Genomic DNA, 20607 nt, shown 5'->3' with positions numbered 1-20607 from the left:
GCCGAGCACGATGCGGGTGCTGTTCGTCACGCTGCCTGAGAAGTCCCACCTGTTCTGCATGACGCCGATGGCGTGGGCGATGCGCGCCGCCGGCCACGAGGTGCGCGTCGCCAGCTCGCCGGCGTTCACCGACGTCATCGCCCGCACCGGCATGACCGCCGTCGGCGTCGGCGACGACAGCAACATCAGCTCGGCGATGGCGGCGCACCGCGAGTCGCAGGAGGTCGAGTCCGTCGACTGGAGCGAGCTCGACCCGGCGAAGCTCACCTGGGAGCGGGAGCTCGAACGCGCCCAGATGGGCGCCTGGGGCTTCGCCTACTACAACGAGCCGATGATCGAGGACCTCGTCGCGTTCGCCCGGCACTGGCGGCCCGACCTCGTCGTGTGGGACCCGCTCACCTACGCCGGCGGACTCGCCGCCGTCGCCGTGGGCGCCGCACACGTGCGCTCCATGTGCTTCGCCGACGTCTGGGCCATGAAACGGCAGCTGTTCACCAGGCTCCGCGACGAGGCGCCCGAGGACCGGCGCGAGGACCCGATGGCGGAATGGCTCGGCGGGCACGCCGAGAAGTTCGGGGGCGCGTTCAGCGAGGAACTCATCACCGGGCAGCTGACCCTGGACCCGCTGCCGGACCGGCTGTCGGTGCCGTCGGACGTCCGGCGGGTCCCGATCCGGTTCGTGCCCTACAACGGCCCGGCCGTCGCGCCGGACTGGCTCAACGAACCACCGGCGCGTCCCCGCGTGTGCCTGAGCCTCGGCGCCGCCAACACCGAACGGTACGGCGGCGACTACGTGTCGAAGGCCGCGATCCTCGACGCGCTGTCGGACCTCGACGTCGAGGTCGTCGCCGCGCTGCTGCCCGCGCAGGCGCAGGAGCTGGACAAGGTCCCGGACAACGCCCGGGTGGTGCAGTCAGTGCCGCTGCACGCGCTGCTGCCCACCTGCGCCGCCCTCATCCACCACGGCGGCTTCGGCAGCTACGGCACCGCCCTCGTGCACGGCGTGCCGCAGCTGTTCGTCTCCACCCCCGTCGCCGACCAGACGCTGCGTGGCAGCGGCCTGCAGGAGGCCGGCGCCGGCCTGTACCTGCCGCACGACCAGGCCGGGCCGCAGGAGATCCGCGCCGCGGTCAGCCGCCTGGTGTCGGAGGCCGGATTCGCCCGCAACGCCGCGACGCTGCGGGACGAGGCGCTGCACCGCCCCTCCCCGGCACAGGTCGTCGGGGAGCTCGAACAGTTCACCGCCTCGCGCGCTGCCCGTTGAGACGCGTCCCGACCCCCATCGAGAGGAGCCGCCGTGAGCCTCGCGTTCATCCTCGGCCAGAAGAACCTCACCTACGACCCGACCGGCCTCATCGGACTGTACGAGCAGCACCAGGCCGTCCGGGACGCCTATGAGCGGGCGGCGGAGTGGACCGGGCTGGACGTCGGCCTCCTGCTGCGCACCGTCGAGGACGACACCCAACGCTCCCGGACCACGTCGGTCGGGCTGGCCGCGGCCATGCTCGGCATCACCGACCTGCTCGGCGAGCGCGGTGTGCACCCGGCGATGGTCGGCGGGATCAGCCTCGGCGCGATGGTGGCCGGCGCGCTGTCCGGCGCGGTGTCCCGCCAGGACGTCATCGGGCTGCTCGGCCACACCGACGGCGACCAGCGCCCCGACCGGGCCGAGCTGCCGGAGGGCTGCGTCGCCGCGGTCCTGCCGCTGGGGGAGACCTACGAGTCGTTCTACGGCACCCGCCCCGGCATCTGGTTCGGCGGCGACTTCGGCATGCACACCAGCGGCGCGTTCCGGATGCTGCTGCTCAGCGGCTACCGCGACGCCATCGACCAGCTCGCCACCGGGTACCCGCCGGAGTACTTCGTGTTCAGCGACGAGACGGTCGCCGTGCACAGCCCGCTGCGCTACCGCGCCCGGGACGTGCTCGCCCGCATCGCCGCCGACATCACGTTCACCGACCCGGTCGTGCCGATGTGCTCGTCGCTGGAGCCGCGGGTGCTGCACAGCGCCGACCAGGTCCGCAGCGAGTTCAGCCGCAACGTCGTCGAGCCGATCCGGGCCGAGTACCTCACCGGGCAGATGCGCCGCCTCGGCGCGCGGCTCGGCGTCATCCTCGGCCCCACGCTGCCCCGCGACGGGTTCGAGTTCCCGTTCCCCGTCGTCTACGTCGACTCCCCGGACGACATCGACCACGTCGTGGCCGCGGTCCGCGAACACGACGTGCTCCTGCCCACGTGACCTACATCGGAAGGCTGCCAGCATGAGCCTCGCGTTCATCTTCGGAACGAACCTGCTCAACTACGACCCACGCGGCGTCATGGAGTTCCACGCGGCGTACCCGGCCATGCAGCAGGTGTACGACAAGGTCAGCGCCTGGACCGGCCTGGACCTCGACCTGCTGCTGCGCCGCCGCGAGGACGACGAGCAGGTCGATATGGAGGTCCGCTCCCGGCACGGCTCCGTCGCCCTGGCCGCCGCGATGGTCGGCATCCACGACGTCCTCGCCGCGCAGGGCCTGCACCCGGCCGCGGTCGGCGGCCTCAGCCTCGGCTCGATGGTCAGCTCGTCCCTCGCCGGTGCGCTGTCCCGCGAGCACCTGTTCGACCTGCTGATGCGCATCGACCACGTCGGCCCCCGCGACCCGGACGGGCCGGCCGAGGGCGTCGCCGTCGCGTTCCTGCCCGTCGACCAGGACGAGGCGCTGCTCATCGAGCCCAAACGCGACGGGATCTGGCTCGCCGGCGACTTCGGCACCCACCCCACCGGCACGTTCCGCATCCTGCTGCTCAGCGGCTACCGCGAGGCCCTCGAGGCGCTCGCCGCGGAGTACACCGCGTCCGGCGGGCTCGGGCAGGTCCAGGTGCAGGAGGCCAACTCGGTGGCGGTGCACACGCCGCTGCGGCAGGCGGTCGCGGACTCCATCGCCGCCATCGCCCCCGGCGCCGGCCTCGGCGATCCGGTGCTGCCGCTGTGCTCGTCGCTGGAGCCGCGGACCCTGACGAACGTGGCCGACATCGCCACCATGTTCAGCCGCAACGCCGTCGACACGATCCGCATCGACGACATGAGCGCCGAGATGCACCGGCACAAGACCCGCGTCGGGCTGGTCCTCGGCCCGTCGCTGCCACGCGGCTGGATCGGCTTCCCGTTCCCCGTCGTGCACGTCGAGTCGCCCGCGGACCTCCCTGAGGTCATGGCGGCCATCTTCGACAACGGCGTCGTCCTCCCGCCGCGGCGGGTCTCATGACCACGTCACCCGGGCACGTCGCGATCTTCGTCTTCCCCGACTTCGGGCACTTCAACCCGACGCTGCAGATCGCCCGGCATCTGGTCGACCGCGGGCACCGGGTCACCTACGTCGTGGACTCGATGTACGCCTCGGCGGTGGCCTCGGTCGGCGCCGCCCTGGCCGGCTACACCTCCGTCCGGCGCCGGCTGAGCACCGCCAGCCACGTGGAGAGTGACGAGATCGCCGAGCTCGGCCTGGACATCCTGGCCGACGCCAACACGCGCGTCATCCCGGCGGCGCGGGCCGCCTTCACCGACGACCGGCCCGACCTGATCGTGTACGACTTCGAGAGCTTCGTCCCGGCCCGGATCCTGGCCCGCGAGTGGGGTGTGCGGACACTGCAGTACTTCCCGTACACGGCCTCCAACGACCACTTCTCGCTGCACGCCGAGACCATGGACCGCGACGCCGACTACGTCCACAAGGGCGTCGAGGCGATCCTGGAGATCCTCGCCGAGGTCGAACCGGACCCGGCGAAGATGTGGGCGATGATGGCCGTCGCCGACGATCACAACCTCGTCTTCCTGCCCCGGGCGCTGCAGCCGCACGGCGACACGTTCGACGAGAAGTTCACGTTCCTGGGCCACTGCCTGCCCTCGACCCCGCCGCCGGTGACCTGGTCGGCGCCGTCCGAGGACATCCCGGTGGCGCTCATCTCGATGGGCACCGAGTCCAACGAGCGGACCGGCATGTTCCAGCTGTGCGCCGACGCCTTCGCCGACAAGACGTGGCACGTCATCATGACCCTCGGCCGCGGCAACGCCCTGGACGCCGGGGTCTCCGCGGTCAACGTCGAGGCCCACGAGTGGATGCCGCACCTCGCGGTCCTACCCCGCGCGTCGGTGTTCGTCACCCACGGCGGCATGGGCAGCCTGGTCGAGGCGCTGTATCACGGCTGCCCGTGCGTCGTCGTGCCGCACACGCCGGAGAACACGGTCAACGCCCGCCGGGTGGACGAGATCGGCATCGGCCGCTACCTGCCGGCGTCGAGCCTGGACCCGGCAACCTTGCGCGCCGCCGTCGACGAGCTCACCAACGACCCGGAGGTCCTCGCCCGCGTCGCCGCGATGAGCGCCGCCATGCGAGCCAGCGGCGGCCCCTCCGAAGGCGCCGACGTCATCGAACGCCTCCTCGCCGACTGACAGCGCACACCAGCAGCCGCAAGACCCAGAACCGCGTTCCCATCCGGGAGCGCGGTTCTGCTGCAATCGCGACCAGCGGATGCTGGTGCGCAGGCGGTCGCGAACGGCCGCCAGGCGGGCTACCCGGCGGCGAGCTTCTCCAGGCGGGGCAGCAGCTCCACCGGGGAGGGCCGGCTGATCGCGGAGCGGCGCAAGGCGGCCGCGGCCCGGCGGTGGCCGGGGTCCTCCAACAGCGCCGCGACCGCCGCCTGGACCGTCTCGACCGTCGCGGTGTGGCCGGGGAGGTGCAGGCCGGCGCCGGAGGTCGCGATCCGGGCGGCGAGGCAGGCCTGTTCGCTGGCGAAGGTGATGGCCAGCTGCGGGGTGCCGGTGACCATGGCGGTCATCGCGCTGCCCGCGCCGCCGTGGTGGACGACGGCGTCGCAGTCGGGGAGCAGGGCGTACAGGGGGCCGCGTTCCAGGATCCGCACGCTGTCCGGGACGGGGCCGAGCGCCGCGGCGTCCTCCCGGGTGGCGGTGAGCACCGTCTCCACGCCGAGGGCGCTCAGCGCGGCGACGATCATCGGCAGCGCGTAGGAGCGGGGGCCGGTCATGGTGCTCAGCGCCGTGGACCACGTGACGCAGACCCGTGGCCGGCCGTCGACCCGGGGCATCCTGGCCGGTGGCACGCCGGGGCCGTTGTACGGCACGTACCGCACCGGCAGCCGCAGTCCGCGCACCGGCGGCGCGACCTCGTCCGGGCACGGGTCCAGCACGTGGCGGATCAGGTCGGGTCCGAACGGTCCGAGACCGTGCCGGGCGAACGAGTCACCGAGGTCGTCGGGGAGGATGCGGACCGGCGCCGGTTCGTGGGTGCCCACCGGGCCCCAGAGGGCGATGACCGCCGGTACACCCGACACCAGTGCCGCAAGGAGGCCTTCCGTGCTGACCGGGTCGTGCACGACGAGGTCCGGCCGCCAGTCGCGGGCGAATCCCACGGCGGCGTCGTGGCCGGCGGCGGACGACTCGGCGAACCGGGCGCCGTCGGTGCGCGCATACGCCTCGACGTCGAAAGCGTCCAGTGTGGACATCGGTGCGCCGGTGACCGGGTGCAGGGGCGTCCACGGATACGGCCACTGCCCGGCGCGGGCCTCCCGCACGTAGGACAGGCGGTTGTGCACGGCGACTTCCATCCCGCCCAGCAGCGGCACCGGCGGCAGGCCGGCCCCGGCGACCGCCGCGGTCTGCGAGGGCGGGCAGAGCACCCGCAGCTCGTGCCCGGCGGCCTGCAGGGCCCAGCCGAGCGGCACCATCGCGGAGTAGTGGGTCGGCCATGACGAGACGGAGAACAGCACGCGCACCCGCTCAGAATGCCGCCTCGGCCTTGTCACGGACGGGACACGGCGCAAGAACCCGGGAAACCCCCAGACTTCAGGTGCATCGAGCGCCCGATGCCAATCCGGTGCTGGATAGTGACCGTCATCCGGGGTGCCGTTGCGCCGACAGCTCGAACTCAGGAGTCGCGATGCCTGATCCACTCGGCACCCTCACGGAGCCGAACCCGGCGATGCCGTTCACCGACGGCATCGCGCCGGCCGGATGGCGCCGCCCGGTGCGGCCGCGCGTCGGGCACATCGAGTTCCTCAACTGCGTGCCGCTGTTCTGGGGGCTTGCCCGCACCGGCAGCCTGCTCGACCTCGACCTGCGCCGCGACAGCCCCGACGGGCTGAGCGACGCGCTGACCTCCGGGGACCTGGACATCGGGCCGATCAGCCTGATGGAGTTCCTGAAGCACGCCGACCAGCTCGTCGCGCTGCCCGACATCGCCGTGGGCAGCGACGGCCCGGTCATGTCGTGCCTCATCGTGAGCAAGGTGCCGCTCGACCAGCTCGACGGGGCGCCGGTGGCGCTCGGCTCGACCAGCCGCACGTCGATCCGGCTCGCGGCGCTGCTGCTCAGCGACCTCGTCGGGGTCCAGCCGAGCTACTTCGCGGCCCCGCCCGACCTCGACGTCATGCTGCGCGACGCCCCAGCGGCCGTGGTCATCGGCGACGTGGCGCTGCGGGCCGCGCTCTCGGATGCGAAGCGGCTGGGTCTGCACGTCTACGACCTCGGCGAGATGTGGCGCGAATGGACGGGTCTGCCGTTCGTCTTCGCGGTGTTCGCCGCCCGCCGCGACTTCGTGGCCCGCGAGCCGGAGACCGTGCATCGGGTGCACCGGGCGTTCCTGGCGTCGCGGGACCTGTCGCTGCGCGAGGTCGACGCCGTCTCCGAGCAGGCGGCCCGCTGGGAGCCGTTCGACGCGGCGATCCTGCGCCGGTACTACATGACGGCGCTCGACTTCAGCCTCGGCGACCGGCAGCTGGCCGGGATCGCCGAGTTCGCCCGCCGGGTCGGCGGCTGTGCTGACGGCCAGGACGCCGGGTTCCCGCCGGACGTCGAGGTGCGGTTGCTGTCAACGCCGTGACCGGGGCAGGCCCCGGCACACGGACATCGTCACTCCCCGAAAGGCTCTGACATGCCCCGATCTGCCAGCGCGGTGCTCGACCGAGCCGCCGCAGGCGAACGCATCACTCCCGAGGAGGCGCTGGACCTGTACCGTTCGGCGCCGCTGCACGCCCTCGGCGCCGCGGCTGACACGGTCCGCCGCCGCCGGTACGCCGGCGCCGAGCACATCGCGACGTACATCATCGAACGCAACATCAACTACACCAACGTCTGCGTCACGGCGTGCAAGTTCTGCGCCTTCTACGCCGCGCCGAAGAGCGACAAGACGTGGGAGCGCGACCTCACCGACATCCTGCGCCGCTGCGCGGAGACCGTCGAGCTCGGCGGGACGCAGATCATGTTCCAGGGCGGTCACCACCCGGACTACGGCGTCGAGTACTACGAGGGCATGTTCAAGGCCATCAAGGACGCCTACCCGTCGCTGGTCATCCACTCCCTCGGCGCGTCCGAGGTGCAGCACATGGCGAAGGTGTCCGGGGTGACCCCGGAGGAGGCGATCCAGCGGATCAAGGCCGCCGGTCTCGACTCGTTCGCCGGTGCCGGCGCGGAGCTGCTGCCCGAGCGGGCTCGCACGGCGATCGCCCCGCTGAAGGAGAGCGGCGAACGCTGGCTGGAGATCATGGAGATCGCGCACGGCCTGGGCGTCGAGTCGACCTGCACGATGCTCATGGGCACCGGCGAGACCAACGAGGAGCGCATCGAGCACCTGCGGATGGTCCGCGACGTGCAGGACCGCACCGGCGGGTTCCGGGCGTTCATCCCGTACACGTACCAGCCGGAGAACAACAAGCTGAAGGGCCAGACGCAGGCGACGTCGCTGGAGTACCTGCGGATGATCGCGATCGCCCGGCTGTTCTTCGACAACGTCGCGCACATCCAGGGCTCGTGGCTGACCACCGGCAAGGAGATCGGCCAGCTGTCCCTGCACTACGGCGCCGACGACCTCGGCTCCGTCATGCTGGAGGAGAACGTGGTCTCCTCCGCCGGTGCGAAGCACCGCTCCAACCTGCTGGAGATGATCCACCTGATCCGCGCGTCGGGCCGGGTGCCCGCCCAGCGCAGCACCACGTACGAGCACCTGCGGGTGCTCGAGGACCCGGCCGACGACCCCGCCGACGACCGGGTGGTATCGCACCTGTCCTCGACCGCGGTCGAGGGCGGCGGTATCGGCGCGGTGGCGCCCCAGCGGCTGTTGAAGGTGACACCGGTCGGATGAGCCGCGCGGGTGGCTGTCGCGGCGCCGGCGACCCGCCGGCGCCGACCCGGTCGGGAGGATGACATGCAGATCATCGGCAACGGGTTCCTGGCGAAGAACCTCGCCACGGCGTTCGGCGACCGGTTCCCGGAGGTGACGGCGCTGGCGGCGGGTGTGTCCAGCACGTCCGTCACGGACCCGGCCGAGTTCGACCGGGAGGCCGAGTCGCTCTACGCCGCCCTGCACAAGTGCGCGGCGCAGGACCTGACGCTGCTGTACTTCTCGACCGCGTCGTTCGCGATGTACGGCCACACCGACGTCCCGGCGAGGGAGGACGGCCCGCTGTTCCCGCCGTCGGCGTACGGACGGCACAAGCTCGCCCTGGAGGCCTGTGTGCGGGCGTCCGGGGTGCGCCATGTCGTGCTGCGGCTCAGCCATGTGGTCGGCCCGCACCAGCGGCCGCATCAGCTGCTGCCGGCGATCGTGCGGCAGGTCGGCAGCGGCACCGTCACCGTGTACCGCGGGGCGCACCGCGACCTGCTGGACGCCCGCGACCTGATGCACGCCATCGACGGCCTGCTCCTGTCGGACGCCGGCGACGTGGTCGTCAACGTCGCCTCCGGCCGGCCGCTGCCGGTCGAGGAGATCGTCGACGGGGTGGCGGCCCGGCTCGGCGTCGCACCCGACCGGGTGTACCTGTCGGGGCCGTTCTCGCGGACCGAGGTGTCCCTGGAGCGGCTGCGGACGCTCGTGCCGGACTTCGGCACGGTGACCCCGGTCGGCGACGCGGGCTACCTGGACCTGCTGCTGGACCGGTACCTCGACCGGGCGGTGCCGGCGCCGACGCGCTGAACCACGCTTTTCCACCAGCCTGCGGGCCGGCCCCGGGAAGGGGTGCCGGCCCGCAGGCGTCTTTGCGGTCCTCCGGTTGCCGTCGTCCACGATCGCGTGCCCGCCGTCGGCGACCAGGCCGGTGGGCCGGCCCGGTCACCGCGCGGACGGGCGGCACAGGGTCAGTGGCGGCGCTCCGCGAACTCGCGGATCGAGGAGGTCATGTAGTCGATCATCTCGGCGGTGACGCCGGGGAAGACGCCGATCCAGAAGGTGCGCTCGGTGATGATGTCGCTGTTCTCGAGGCTGCCGCTGACGCGGTAGGGCTCGTTGCGGTAGGCGGGCTGCCGGGCCAGGTTGCCGGCGAACAGCAGGCGCGTGCCGATGTTGCGGGACTGCAGGAAGTCGACCAGCGCGCGCCGCTCGAAGCCGGCGTCCGCCGTGAGGGTGATGACGAAGCCGAACCAGCTCGGGTCGCTGCCCGGCGTCGCCTCCGGCAGCAGCAGGCCCGGCGTGCCGTCCAGGCCGTCGCGCAGGCGCCGCCAGTTGCGGCGGCGGGCGGCGACGAAGTCCTCGAGCTTGGTGAGCTGGGTCAGGCCCAGCGCCGCCTGGATGTCGGTGGCCTTCAGGTTGTAGCCGACATGGGAGAAGATGTACTTGTGGTCGTAGCCGTACGGCAGGTCGCCCATCTGGTAGTCGAACCGCTTGAGGCATTTGTTGTCCTGCCCCGGCTCGCACCAGCAGTCCCGGCCCCAGTCCCGCATCGACTCGGTGATGCGCGCCAGCTCCAGGCTGTCGGACAGGATGCAGCCGCCCTCGCCCATGGTGAGGTGGTGCGCCGGGTAGAAGCTGACCGTCGAGTAGTCGCCGAACGTGCCGGTGATCCTGCCCTGGTAGGTGGACAGCACCGCGTCGCAGTTGTCCTCGACGAGGAACAGCCCGCGGTCCTTGCACAGCTGCCGGATCTCCGCGACGGGAAACGGGTTGCCCATCGTGTGCGCCATCATGATCATGCGGGTCTTCGGCGTCAGCGCCGCCTCGACCCGCTCGACCGTGGTGTTGTAGGTGCCGAGGTCGACATCGACGAAGACCGGCATGAGGCCGTGCTGCAGCAGCGGGTTGACGGTCGTCGGGAAGCTCGCCGCCACCGTGATCACCTCGTCGCCGGGGCGCAGCCGCTTGTCGCCGAGCTCCGGGGCGGTCAGGGACGCGACCGCGAGGAGGTTGGCCGAGGAGCCGGAGTTCGTCAGGTGGGCCTTGCGCACGCCGATCGCCTTGGCGAAGAGCCGCTCGAAGCGCAGCGCCGTCGCCCCCGACGCGATGCGCATCTCCAGCGCCTGCTCCACCAGCGCGGCGCGGTCGTCCTCGTCGAGGACCGCGCCGGACGGCATGATCGGCGTGACACCCGGCACGAACCCCTGCTCGGCCGCCGCCCGGTCGCGGTGGAGTTTGCGGGTCTGCTCGAGGATGAGCTGCTTGACGTCGTCAGCCATGCGAGAGTTCTCCATTCGCTGCAGAGCTTCGTTGGGCGGCGGCCGCGCCACCGGTGCCGGCCGGCTGGAGCGCCGGTCCGTCTGCCCGGGCCTGCAGCCACAGTGCGGCGACCGCCTCAGCGAGCGGGCGGGTCGGCTCCCAGCACAGGGCGCGCCGGGCGATGCCGAGGTCGAGGGGAGCAGCTGTGACACCCGCGTCGCGGCGTGCGCCGGGCGCGGTCTGGCCGATCGGTCGTGCGGTGCCTCCGGCGCACCGCAGCAGCAGGTCCACGAGGTCGGTGACGGCGGTGAGCCGCCCCCCGCCGATGTTGACGACGGCCGGCACCGCGGTGGCCTCGGCGGCGCGCAGGACGGCGTCGCCGACGTCGCGGACGTCGACGACGTCCCGTGATCCGGCCAGCGGTGGCAGTTCGACGTCCGCCGGGTCCGCGGCGAGCTTCCGGGCGATGCCGCCGAGCAGCCCTTCCGGGGGAGCCCACGGGCCGACGGCGGTGGAGATGCGCAGCACGACAGCGTCGAGGCGGCCCGCTTCGGCGGCTGCTGCCACGGTACGGGTCCCGGCGAGCTTCGTCTGCGCGTAGCGGCTGACGGGACGCGCGGCGAGGTCCTCGGTCAGGGGCGTGCCGGGAGGTTGTTCGCCGTACTCGTACCCGGAGCCGATGTGCACCAGCCGGACCCGGCCGCCGGCGGCGCGCGGGGGCAGTTCGGCGACGGCCTCCACGAGCCGCTCGACGAGCAGCACGTTGCCGTTGAGCAGCTGCCGCTCGTCGGCCGCGGCGGCCCCCCACAGCGCGCCGGCGGCGTTGACGACGGTGTGCGGCGCCGCGCCCGCGAGCGCCGCGGTGAGCTCCTCGGGGCGGTCGCGGACGGGATCGATCAGCAGGATCGTGCAGCGTGGGTCGAGCCGCGCGCCGGCTGCGGCGTCGCGGACGGCGGCGGTGACCCGCCAGCCGGCGTCCAGCATCGTCATGGTGATGTTGCGCCCGACGAATCCGGTCGCACCGAACACCACCACGTGCGGCGCCGGATCCCGGGTCGGTCCGGTCGTGTGCATGACGGCCTCCTCAGCGACCCCGGTGGCCCCGGTGGCCGCGTCGACCGCGACGGCTCCGTGGCCGGGCCGTCGGCCGCCACCGTGCTGCCATCGTGCGGCAGGCGCGGCGGATCGGCGACGCATGCAAATCAAGTCTGGGGGTTTCCCCGGACTCGGACCTGTTTGCGGGGGCATCGCCGCCTCACACCGACGTCGGCTGCGGCGCCGCGCCCGGCGTCACGGCGGGCGTCAGGTCGGCGGCCGGCGGGGAAGCAGGGGTCGGGGCGGCGGGGGCCGGGGCGTCGGGCAGTTCCTGCTCCAGCAGGCGCACGCGCGGGCGCAGCGCGGTGAACACGACGATGCCGAGCAGCAGCGGCGCCGCGGCGAGGAAGACCAGCGCGATCCCGCCCGCGGTGCCGCCCCCGGTGACCTGGCCGAGGGACCCGGCCAGGGGGCCGCCTGGGTTGACCAGCGGCGTCGCCACGAACTGCGCCAGTGGGCCGGCGGTCGCGTACGCGAGCGGCTGCGCGGACCAGGCGATCATCCGCCGGACCGCGAACACCCGGCCCTGCACCTCCTGCGGTGTCTTGCGCTGCCACAGCGTCGCGGTGACCGCGTTGGTCACGGCATAGCCGGCGAGGATGCCGAACATGCCCGCCGCCGCCGTCCACACCGCGTGCCCGGCGCCCATCGCGACGACCAGCAGCGCCTGCACGGCGGCGACGGTGAGGATTGCCCGGACGCGGTGGCGCGGCTCGCGGGTGACGCTGATGACGGCGCCGCCGATGACCATGCCGGCCCAGCCGACGGCCTCGACGATGCCGTAGGCGGTCGGCCCGGACAGGCTCAGCACCAGCGGCGGCACCAGCACGATCACCCACTGCATGCCGAAGTTGTTGACGGCGAAGAACAGCAGCAGGCCCGACAGGCCGGGCCGGGCCCGGATGTAGCGCCACCCGGCGCTGAGCTCGCCGGTCAGCGGCGCCGAGCGGTCGCGGTCCCGGGCGGGTGCGGGCGGCATCCGGCGCAGCGACCACAGCATCGTGCCGAGCGCGGCAGTGAACGTGAGCACGTCGACCAGCAGCAGCCCGCGCAGGCCGAGCACGCCGTAGAGGCTGCCGGCGATGACGGCGCCGAGCACCTCGCCGACGGCCTCGGCGAGCCCGACCCGGCCGTTGGCCTTGCTCAGGTGCTCGCGCGGCACGATCTCGCCGACGAGCGCGGAGAACGCCGGCCACTGGATGGCCTTGAAGACCGAGAGCAGCACCGCCACGACGTACACCTGCCAGACCGCGAAGAGCCCGGCGCTGACCAGGGCCAGGGCCAGCAGCGTGACCGTGGCGGTGCCGGCGTCGCTGAGCAGCATCGCCCGGCGGCGGTCCCAGCGGTCGACGAGGGCGCCGGCGAGCGGGAGCAGCACGATCCCCGGCAGCGTCGCGGCGAGGACCATGAGCGTGAACGCCGTCGGTGAGCCGGTCTGGTCGTAGACCCAGATGCCGGCGCCGAAGGCGGTCACCGACGAGCCGATGAGGGAGACGGCCTGACCGGCCCAGAGGATGTGGAACAGCCGCATGTCAGAGGCCTTCCGTCAACTCGGTGAGCAGCTCGAACAGTTCGGCGACGCGGCGCTGCACGGTCGCGGCGTCATACAGTGCGGTGCTGTACTCGACCCAGCCGCTGATGCCTTCGGGTGTCTCCCGGCAGCGCAGGTGCAGGTCGTAGCGGCAGGTGCCGCGGTCCACGTCGGCGTGCGCCGCCCGCAGGCCGCCGAGGGCGTCCGCGCCGGGCGGCAGGTTCTGCATCGCGAACATGAACCGGCACAGCGGCGGCCGGGAGCCGTCGCGCGCGGCGGGGTCGTGCCGGTCGGCGAGGACCTCGAACGGGGTCTCCTGGTGCTCCCAGACGCCGAGCATCGTGCCGCGCACGCGACCGACGAGATCCCGGAACGTGGGTGCGCCGGTGACGTCGGCGGGGACCGGGACGACGTTGGCGAACGGGCCGACCTCGTCCTGCGCCGCGGTGGGCCGGTTGGCGACGGGCACCGCGACGAGGAAGCGCTCGGCGCCGCTCTGCCGCGCGAGCCACACCTGCACGGCGGCGAGCAGCACCATGAACGTGGTCGCGCCGGTCGCCTCGGCCGCCGCCCGGACCGCCGTGGACAGCTCGGCGGGCAGCGTGAAGCGGTGGGTGGCGCCGGCCAGGTCCCACGTCGCGGTGCGGGCCCGGTCGGGGGAGGCGGCGACGTCGACGGGGATGTCGCGCAGCAGCCGGTCCCAGAAGGCGAGGTCGCCGGTCGCGGCGGGGGCGGCGAACCCGGTGACCGCGGGCAGCACCGGCCGGACCCCACCGGTGAGGTGGGTGTAGTAGGCGGCGAGGTCGCGCTGGATGACGCTGAGCGACCACCCGTCGGCGACGGCGTGGTGCACGGCGAACGAGAACAGGTGCCGGTCGGGTCCGCTGCCGGCGACGGTGGCCCGGACCAGGGGGCCGGCGCCGAGGTCGAACGGGCGGCGCAGGTCATCCGAGGCGAGGGCGGCGGCGTCGGCGTCGCTGCCGGCGTCGCGGACTGTGACCTCGGCGGCCAGGACCTGCTCGACGACCGCACGTGCGCCGTCCTGCGGGAATCTGGTGCGCAGCGCGGGGTGCCGGGCCACGACGGCGTCGACGGCCCGTGCGAGGGCGACGACGTCGAGGGTGCCGTCGAGCCAGGCGGCGAACCCGATGTGGTACGCGGCGCCGGCCGCCCGGTGCCGCACCATGGCCGCCTGCGCGGGGGTCGGCCGGTCGCTGCCGGCAACCTGCACTGTGGACGCTGGGGGGTCCAATGTGGAGATGATGGCCGCGATCGCTGCCACGGTGCGCAGGTCGAAGACGGCCCGCAGGGGTACGGCCCGGCCGAACGCCGCCTGCAGGGCGGCGGCGAGGCGGGCGGCGAGCAGCGAGTGCCCGCCGAGGGCGAAGAAGTCGTCGTCGCGCCCGAGCGGCCCGGCGTCCGGCAGTTCCGTGCGCAGCACCTCCTGGAACACGGCGGCGACCCGGCGCTCGGTGCCGGTCCGCGGTGGGTCCGCGACGGGCCCGGGCAGCGGCACCGCGGCGAGGGCCTTGCGGTCGACCTTCTGGTTGGTGGTGCGCGGCAGCGCCGCCATGGCGTGCAGCGTCGCGGGCACCAGGTGCTCCGGCAGCAGGTCGCGCAGCGCCGAGCGCACCGCGACGGCGTCGACGCCGGCGGGTGCGACGTACGCGGCCAGCCGGGCGGGGGAGCCGGTGACCACGACGGCGGCCTCGGCGACGCCCGGCAGCCCGCGCAGGACCGCCTCCACCTCGCCGGGCTCGACCCGGATGCCGCGGATCTTCACCTGGTCGTCGTCGCGGCCGACGAAGTGCAGCACACCGTCGGCGTCGCGGACGGCGGTGTCGCCGGTGCGGTACGCGCGGGCGCCCCGCACCCCGGAGAACGGGTCCGGCACGAACTGGGCCGCGGTCAGCGCCGGCAGCCCGTGGTAGCCCTCGGCGAGCCGGTCGCCGCCGATCCACACCTCGCCGGGCACGCCGGTGGCGGCGAGGTCGCCGGCCCGGTCGACGAGCCACACCCGGGCACCGGGGGCGGGCCGGCCGATCGGGGCGCCGCCGTGCTCGTCGGCAGCGGCGTCCACGGGGTGCCAGGTGGTCGTCATGGTGGCCTCGGTCGGCCCGTACTGGTTGACCACGGCGGGCCGCCCCGCGAACAGGATCCGGGCCCGGCCGGCGTCGTGCCGGTCCAGGACCTCCCCGGCGGTGAGGACCAGCCGCAGCCGGTCGCCGGTGCCCGGCCGGGTCGCGGCCTCCGCGAGCAGCGACCGCAGCAGGGTCGGCACGACGCTGAGCAGGCAGGTGACGCCCTCGCGGTCGATCACGTCGAGGATGGCGGCCGCGTCGGTGGCCTGCTCGTCGGCGAGCAGCACGACGCGGGCGCCGGCGGCCAGGGGCCCGATGAGGTCGCGGACGGACGCGTCGAAGGCGAGCGCCGGCAGCTGCAGGACGGTGTCCGCGTGACCGAGGCGGAACGTCGGCAGCAGGTAGTCGGTGAGGTATCCGGCGGCGGCGGCGTGCGGGGTGCGGACGCCCTTCGGGGTCCCGGTCGAGCCGGAGGTGTAGGCGAGGTAGGCCACCGACCGGGGTCTCGGCCGGCCGTCGCCGATCAGGGCGGGGGCAGCCGGGTCGATCCGGCGCACGGCGAGACCGTCGCCGATGAGGCTGTGCGCGCCGCTGTCGCGCAGGACCGCGTCCCGGCGGGCCTCGGGGTGGCGCAGGTCGAGCGCGACGTACGCGGCGCCGGTGCGCAGCACCGCGAGGACCGCGACGACCTGGTCGACGCCGCGGGGCAGGGCGATGCCGATGACGTGACCGGCCCGCACCCCGCCGCTGCGCAGCCGTCCGGCCAGGGCGCCGGCCCGTTCGCCGAGCTCACGGTACGTGACGGGGGCCGGGGCGAGGACCGCGACGGCGTCGGGGCGGCGGATGATCTCGTCGTCGACGAGCGTGTGCAGGCAGGTCGGCGACGGCCGGTCCGCGGGGTCGTCGCCGGTGAGCGCCTCCCGCTGCGCCTCGTCGAGCAGGTCGAGGCGCCGCAGCGGCGTGTCGGGGGCGGCGACGGCACCGGACAGCAGCGTCAGCAGGTGCCCGGCGGTGCGGTCGATGCGGTCGGCGTCGAAGCGGGCCGTCTGGTACACCAGCGACCCCTCGAGCCCGTCGGGGCCGTCGGTGAAGGACAGGTTGAGCTCGGCCTTGGCCGCCGACGGGACGAACTGCTCCGGGTGCAGCGTGACCCCGCCGGCGAGGGCCGCGACGGCCGGCGCCTGGTCGATGGTGACGGTGTACCGGGTGAGGGCCACCGCGTCCAGGCGCAGCGCCTCGACCAGGCGGGCGAAGGGCAGCTGCCGGTGCTCGTAGGCCTCGACGACCGCGGTCCGCACGTCGCGGACCAGGCCGCGGAACGTGGCCGCGCCGGTCACCCGGACCCGCAGCAGCACGGTGTTGAGCAGCATCCCGACGACGTGCTCGAGCTCGGGCCGGGCCCGGTCGGCGACCGGCATCGCCAGGACCACGTCGTCGCTGCCGGTCCAGCGGTGCAGCAGGGTCACGTACGCGGCGAGCAGCACCATGAAGGGTGTGGCGCCCTCGGCGGCGGCGAGGTCCCGCAGCGCCGCCGCGACCGGGCCGGGGACGGCGAAGCGGTGCGCCGAGCCGGCCGGGTCCGGGCGCACCGGCCGGGGCCGGTCGGCGGGCAGGTCCGGGCCGGCGGGCGGGTCCAGCAGGCGGGTCCGCCAGTATGCGAGCTCGGCGTCGAGCCGGTCGCCGCCGGCGAGTGCCTGCTGCCAGCGCGCGTAGTCCGCGGCGGTGCGGCGGGCCGGCGGCGGCGGCAGCGGGCGGCCCGCGGCAGCGGCCCCGTAGAGGGTGACGAGGTCGTCGTGCAGGACGTTCAGCGACCAGGCGTCGACGACGGCGTGGTGGAACGCGAGCGCCAGGACGTGCTCGTCGTCAGCGACGGTGACGAGCGCGGCCCGCATGAGCGGCGCGACGGCGAGGCCGAACCCGATGCCGGTGACCTCGCCGACGATCTTCTCCAGCGCGGCGTCCCGCTCCGGCTCGGGGCGCAGGTCGTGGCGGTGCACGGTCAGGTCGAGGTGGTCGGCGACGACCCGGCGGGGGGTGCCGCCGCCCGCCGCGAACGTCGTGCGCAGCGCGTCGTGCCGCTGCGGCAGCGCGGTCAGCGCCGCCACGAGGGCGCCGGGGTCCACGGCGCCGCGCAGCCGGCTGACGACCGGGACCACGTAGGACGGGTCGGCCGGGTGGAGCTGGTCGACGAGCCACAGGCCGGCCTCGGCGGCGGACAGCTCCGGCACCGGGCCGGTCGCGGCCGGGACCTCGGGCAGCGCCGGCCCGGCCGGCGGCGGGGCGAGCGCCAGCAGCTCGGCGAACCGGGCTGGGGTGGGCGCGTCGAACGCCCATTTCAGCGGCACGTCGACGCCGAGGGCCCGCTGCACCCGCGACAGCAGCTGCACGGCGAGGATCGAGTGCCCGCCGAGGGCGAAGAAGTCGTCGTCGCGGCCGACCCGGTCGACGCCGAGGACCTCCGCCCACAGCGCCGCGAGGGTCTCCTCCTCGGCGCCCTCGGGGGCTGCGTACCCGGCCCGGTCCGGCTCCACGTCCGGCGGGGGCGGCAGCTGCCGGTAGTCGACCTTGCCGCTGGACAGCTGCGGCAGGGCCGGCAGCACCATGATCGCGGCCGGCACCATGTACTCCGGCAGCCGCGAGCGCAGCCACGCCTGCAGCTCCGCGGGGTCGGTGAAGGTGTCGCCGGGGGTCACGTAGGCGTAGAGGCGGTCGTCGCGGGCGACGACGGCGGCATGCCGGACCCGGGCCGTGAGCACCGACTCGATCTCGCCGAGCTCGACCCGGAAGCCGCGCAGCTTCACCTGCCGGTCGACCCGGCCGAGGAAGTCGATGCGGCCGTCGTCGCGCCACCGCACGAGGTCGCCGGTGCGGTAGAGCCGGCTGCCGGGCGGGCCGTAGGGGTCGGGCACGAACCGGTCGGCGGTCAGATCGGGCCGGCCGAGGTAGCCGCGTGCCAGCTGGACCCCGCCGATGCACAGCTCGCCGGGCACGCCGACGGGCTGCAGCTGCAGGTCGGGGTCGAGCACGTAGCAGCGCACGTTGGTGGTGGCGGCGCCGATCGGCACCCGCGGGTCGCCGTCCAGGCGGCACCGGTCGGCGGTGACGTTGACGGCGGTCTCGGTCGGGCCGTAGGCGTTGTAGAGCTCCGCGCCGAGCGAGGTGAGGAACCGGCCCCGCAGCTCGGGGCTGAGCGCCTCGCCGGCGCTCTTCACGACCCGCAGCGCGGGCAGCGGGGTGTCCCCGCCGTACGCCAGCAGCGCCGCGAGCATCGTCGGCACGAACCGCACGTAGGTGACCCGCTCGGCGGCGAGCAGCGAGCGCAGGTAGGCCGGGTCGCGGTGGCCGCCGGGCTCGGCGATGACCAGCCGGGCGCCGCTGCTCAGCGCGGCGAAGACCTCCACCACCGAGTCGTCGAAGGTGACGTTGGTCTTGAACAGCACGGTGGCGCCGGGGCCGAGTCCGAACCGGTCGACCTGCCAGTGCACCTGGTTGTGGGCGGCGCGGTGGGTGACCATGACGCCCTTGGGCCGGCCGGTGGAGCCCGACGTGTAGAAGACGTAGGCGAGGTGCTCGCCCAGGATGTCCGGGTCCGGGCACCGCTCCGGGCGGGCCGCGATCAGGTCGCGGTCGGTGTCCACGCGCACGGCCGCGGCGCCGGTGCCGGCGAGGACCCCGGCGAGGGCCGCGTCGGTGACGACGAGGGCCGCGCCGGCGTCCTGGACGACGGTGACGGTGCGGTCGGCCGGGTGGTCGGGGTCCAGCGGCAGGTACGGCGCGCCGGACCGCACGATCGCGACGATCGCGACGACCAGGTCGATGCCGCGGTGCAGCAGCACCCCGACGGGCCGGTCGGGGGCGGCCCCGGCGGCGCGCAGGTGGGCGGCGAGCCGGTCGACGCGGGCCATCAGCTCCCGGTAGGTGACCTGCCGGCCGCTCTGCACGAGCGCGACCGCGTCGCTGTCGCGGCGGGCGGCGATCCGGGCGGTGAGGTCGGGCCGGTCGATGTGCACCTGGACCGGGCCCTGCCAGCCCCCGGCCACCAGCGCCCGCTCGGCCTCCTCCAGCAGCGGTAGCCGGCCGACGGGCACCCGCGGGTCGGTGACGGCGGCGGCGAGCAGGGTCAGGTAGTGCTGCAGGGCGCGGCCGGCGGCCGGCTCGTCCCAGATGTCGCGGCGGTACTCGAGGTCGACCTCGAGGGCGTCGGCGTGCTCGCTGACGGCGACGGTGAGGTCGAACTTGGCGGTGTCGGGCCGGAACCGCTCGACGAGCGTCATCCGGGCCGCGCCGAGGCGCACCGTGGTGCCGGTGCGGGCGGCGGAGCTGTTCCAGTCGAACACCACCTGGAACAGCGGGGTCGTGTCGGTGTCACGGGCCAGCGGCAGCGCCGCGACCACCCGCTCGAACGGCACGTCCTGATGCGCCTGCGCGGCGGTGGCCGCGTCGCGGATCCGCCCCAGCAGCGCCGCGAACGGCAGGTGCGGCTCGACGTCGGCGCGGACCACGACGGTGTTGACGAACAGTCCGATGAGCGGCTCCACCTCCGGCAGGACCCGGTTGGCGACGGGGGTGCCGACGAGGATGTCGCGCTGGCCGCTGTACCGGTGCAGCAGCGCGTGCAGCGCCGCCAGCAGCACCGTGTGGGGGGTGGCGCCGTGCGCGCGGGCGACGGCCCGGACGGCGGCGGTGACGTCGGCGCCGACCCTGGCCTTCAGCCGCCCGCCGCCGGTGGCGCCGGCCGGTCCGGGGCCCGGCGACGGCAGCTCGAGGCGCTGGGCGGCGTCGGCGAGCTGCCCGGTCCAGTAGGCCAGCTGCCCGTCGAAGCCGCCGTCGGTGAGGCGGCGCACCTGCCAGGCGGCGTAGTCGGCGTACTGGATCGGGGCCGCGGCCGGTGCGGGGCCGGTGCCGAGCGCGGCGGCGTAGCCCATGGACAGCTCGCGGGCGAGGACGTCGACGGACCAGCCGTCGAACGCGATGTGGTGCAGGCTGAGCACCAGGTGGTGCCGGTCGGGACCGGTGCGGGCGAGCACGGCCCGCCACACCGGTCCCTCGCCGAGGTCGAACGGGCGGCGGTACTCCTCGCGGGTCAGCTCGTCCAGTTGCTCGTCGCCGGCGCCGGGCAGCTCCAGCCGCCGCAGCCGCAGGCCGACGGGGCCGGTCAGCTGCTCGTGGCCGGTGTCCGTGCGCCGGTAGGTCGTGCGCAGGATCTCGTGCCGCTGCTCGACGCCGCGTAACGACCGCTCCAGGGCGTCCGCGTCCAGGGGGCCGTCGATGCGCAAGGTGAAGATCACGTGGTAGGTCGCGGTGCCGGGGTGCAGCTGCTCCAGGAACAGCAGGCGCTGCTGTGCGGGGGACACCGGCCGGGGCCCAGTGCCGGGCGTGATCGTCGGCGCCGGCGGACCGCCGATGAGCCGCGCCAGCCGTTGCTCCACCAGGGTGCGCACGTCCGTTGGCAGGCGCTCCGGGCTGATGCTGGTGCTCATCG

12 protein-coding genes are annotated in these 20607 nt (G+C 74.2%); 7 read left to right on the top strand and 5 right to left on the bottom strand.

All coding sequences use genetic code 11. The features are described from left to right. Positions 1-10: 10 nt before the first annotated feature. From Dsi01nite_RS48490 to Dsi01nite_RS48475, 4 genes are read left to right on the top strand one after another with little or no spacing between them, the layout of a single operon-like run. Positions 11-1264, top strand: coding sequence for an activator-dependent family glycosyltransferase (locus Dsi01nite_RS48490; RefSeq protein ID WP_203853277.1), 1254 nt, complete (start codon positions 11-13; stop codon positions 1262-1264). A 33-nt stretch (positions 1265-1297) separates the two neighbouring features. After that, on the top strand, positions 1298-2239 hold the full coding sequence (locus Dsi01nite_RS48485) for a hypothetical protein (protein WP_203853276.1): 942 nt from the start codon (positions 1298-1300) through the stop codon (positions 2237-2239). A 22-nt stretch (positions 2240-2261) separates the two neighbouring features. Continuing rightward, positions 2262-3248 (top strand): hypothetical protein, encoded by a 987-nt coding sequence (locus tag Dsi01nite_RS48480; RefSeq protein WP_203853275.1) that lies wholly within the window; start codon positions 2262-2264, stop codon positions 3246-3248. Beyond that, complete coding sequence (locus tag Dsi01nite_RS48475) at positions 3245-4432, top strand: macrolide family glycosyltransferase (protein ID WP_203853274.1); 1188 nt, start codon at positions 3245-3247, stop codon at positions 4430-4432. The genes Dsi01nite_RS48480 and Dsi01nite_RS48475 overlap by 4 nt, the downstream gene beginning before the upstream one ends. Before the next feature lie 119 nt (positions 4433-4551). Here Dsi01nite_RS48475 and Dsi01nite_RS48470 read toward each other — a convergent pair whose 3' ends face one another. Beyond that, the gene (locus Dsi01nite_RS48470) at positions 4552-5772 is read right to left on the bottom strand and encodes a nucleotide disphospho-sugar-binding domain-containing protein (protein WP_203853273.1); all 1221 of its coding nucleotides are present in this window, start codon (positions 5770-5772) and stop codon (positions 4552-4554) included. Between the two features lie 206 nt (positions 5773-5978). Between Dsi01nite_RS48470 and Dsi01nite_RS48465 the strand changes: the two genes are divergently transcribed. From Dsi01nite_RS48465 to Dsi01nite_RS48455, 3 genes are read left to right on the top strand one after another with little or no spacing between them, the layout of a single operon-like run. After that, positions 5979-6878 (top strand): menaquinone biosynthetic enzyme MqnA/MqnD family protein, encoded by a 900-nt coding sequence (locus Dsi01nite_RS48465; protein WP_203853279.1) that lies wholly within the window; start codon positions 5979-5981, stop codon positions 6876-6878. 51 nt (positions 6879-6929) lie between these two features. Beyond that, positions 6930-8135 carry a cyclic dehypoxanthinyl futalosine synthase gene (gene mqnC, locus Dsi01nite_RS48460; RefSeq protein WP_203853272.1) on the top strand — a complete coding sequence of 402 codons (1206 nt, stop codon included), beginning with the start codon at positions 6930-6932 and terminating at the stop codon, positions 8133-8135. 9 nt (positions 8136-8144) lie between these two features. After that, positions 8145-8966: an NAD-dependent epimerase/dehydratase family protein gene (locus tag Dsi01nite_RS48455; protein WP_345006188.1), complete on the top strand. Its 822-nt coding sequence runs from the start codon at positions 8145-8147 to the stop codon at positions 8964-8966. A 161-nt stretch (positions 8967-9127) separates the two neighbouring features. Here the strand turns inward: Dsi01nite_RS48455 and rfbH are convergent, their stop codons facing one another. From rfbH to Dsi01nite_RS48435, 4 genes are all read right to left on the bottom strand, one after another. Beyond that, a complete protein-coding gene (rfbH, locus tag Dsi01nite_RS48450) occupies positions 9128-10438 on the bottom strand; it encodes a lipopolysaccharide biosynthesis protein RfbH (protein WP_203853270.1) in 1311 nt (436 codons plus the stop codon). Then, positions 10431-11492: an NAD-dependent epimerase/dehydratase family protein gene (locus Dsi01nite_RS48445; RefSeq protein WP_203853269.1), complete on the bottom strand. Its 1062-nt coding sequence runs from the start codon at positions 11490-11492 to the stop codon at positions 10431-10433. The genes rfbH and Dsi01nite_RS48445 overlap by 8 nt, the downstream gene beginning before the upstream one ends. Positions 11493-11673: 181 nt before the next feature. Further along, positions 11674-13044 (bottom strand): MFS transporter, encoded by a 1371-nt coding sequence (locus Dsi01nite_RS48440; protein ID WP_203853268.1) that lies wholly within the window; start codon positions 13042-13044, stop codon positions 11674-11676. 1 nt (position 13045) lies between these two features. After that, positions 13046-20605, bottom strand: a complete 7560-nt coding sequence (locus Dsi01nite_RS48435; RefSeq protein WP_203853267.1) for a non-ribosomal peptide synthetase — start codon at positions 20603-20605, stop codon at positions 13046-13048. Positions 20606-20607: the final 2 nt, after the last annotated feature.

The sequence above is a fragment of the Dactylosporangium siamense genome (genome assembly GCF_016862795.1).
Lineage (GTDB): Bacteria > Actinomycetota > Actinomycetes > Mycobacteriales > Micromonosporaceae > Dactylosporangium > Dactylosporangium siamense.
Note: the sequence above shows the minus strand (reverse complement) of the source record. Positions and strands in the feature narration are given on the sequence as shown.

Coding starts and splice junctions, on each gene's coding strand:
- Dsi01nite_RS48490 (WP_203853277.1), top strand. CDS start 11: ATGCGGGTGCTGTTCGTCACGCTGCCTGAGAAGTCCCACCTGTTCTGC.
- Dsi01nite_RS48480 (WP_203853275.1), top strand. CDS start 2,262: ATGAGCCTCGCGTTCATCTTCGGAACGAACCTGCTCAACTACGACCCA.
- Dsi01nite_RS48475 (WP_203853274.1), top strand. CDS start 3,245: ATGACCACGTCACCCGGGCACGTCGCGATCTTCGTCTTCCCCGACTTC.
- Dsi01nite_RS48465 (WP_203853279.1), top strand. CDS start 5,979: ATGCCGTTCACCGACGGCATCGCGCCGGCCGGATGGCGCCGCCCGGTG.
- mqnC (WP_203853272.1), top strand. CDS start 6,930: ATGCCCCGATCTGCCAGCGCGGTGCTCGACCGAGCCGCCGCAGGCGAA.
- rfbH (WP_203853270.1), bottom strand. CDS start 10,438: ATGGCTGACGACGTCAAGCAGCTCATCCTCGAGCAGACCCGCAAACTC.
- Dsi01nite_RS48445 (WP_203853269.1), bottom strand. CDS start 11,492: ATGCACACGACCGGACCGACCCGGGATCCGGCGCCGCACGTGGTGGTG.
- Dsi01nite_RS48440 (WP_203853268.1), bottom strand. CDS start 13,044: ATGCGGCTGTTCCACATCCTCTGGGCCGGTCAGGCCGTCTCCCTCATC.
- Dsi01nite_RS48435 (WP_203853267.1), bottom strand. CDS start 20,605: ATGAGCACCAGCATCAGCCCGGAGCGCCTGCCAACGGACGTGCGCACC.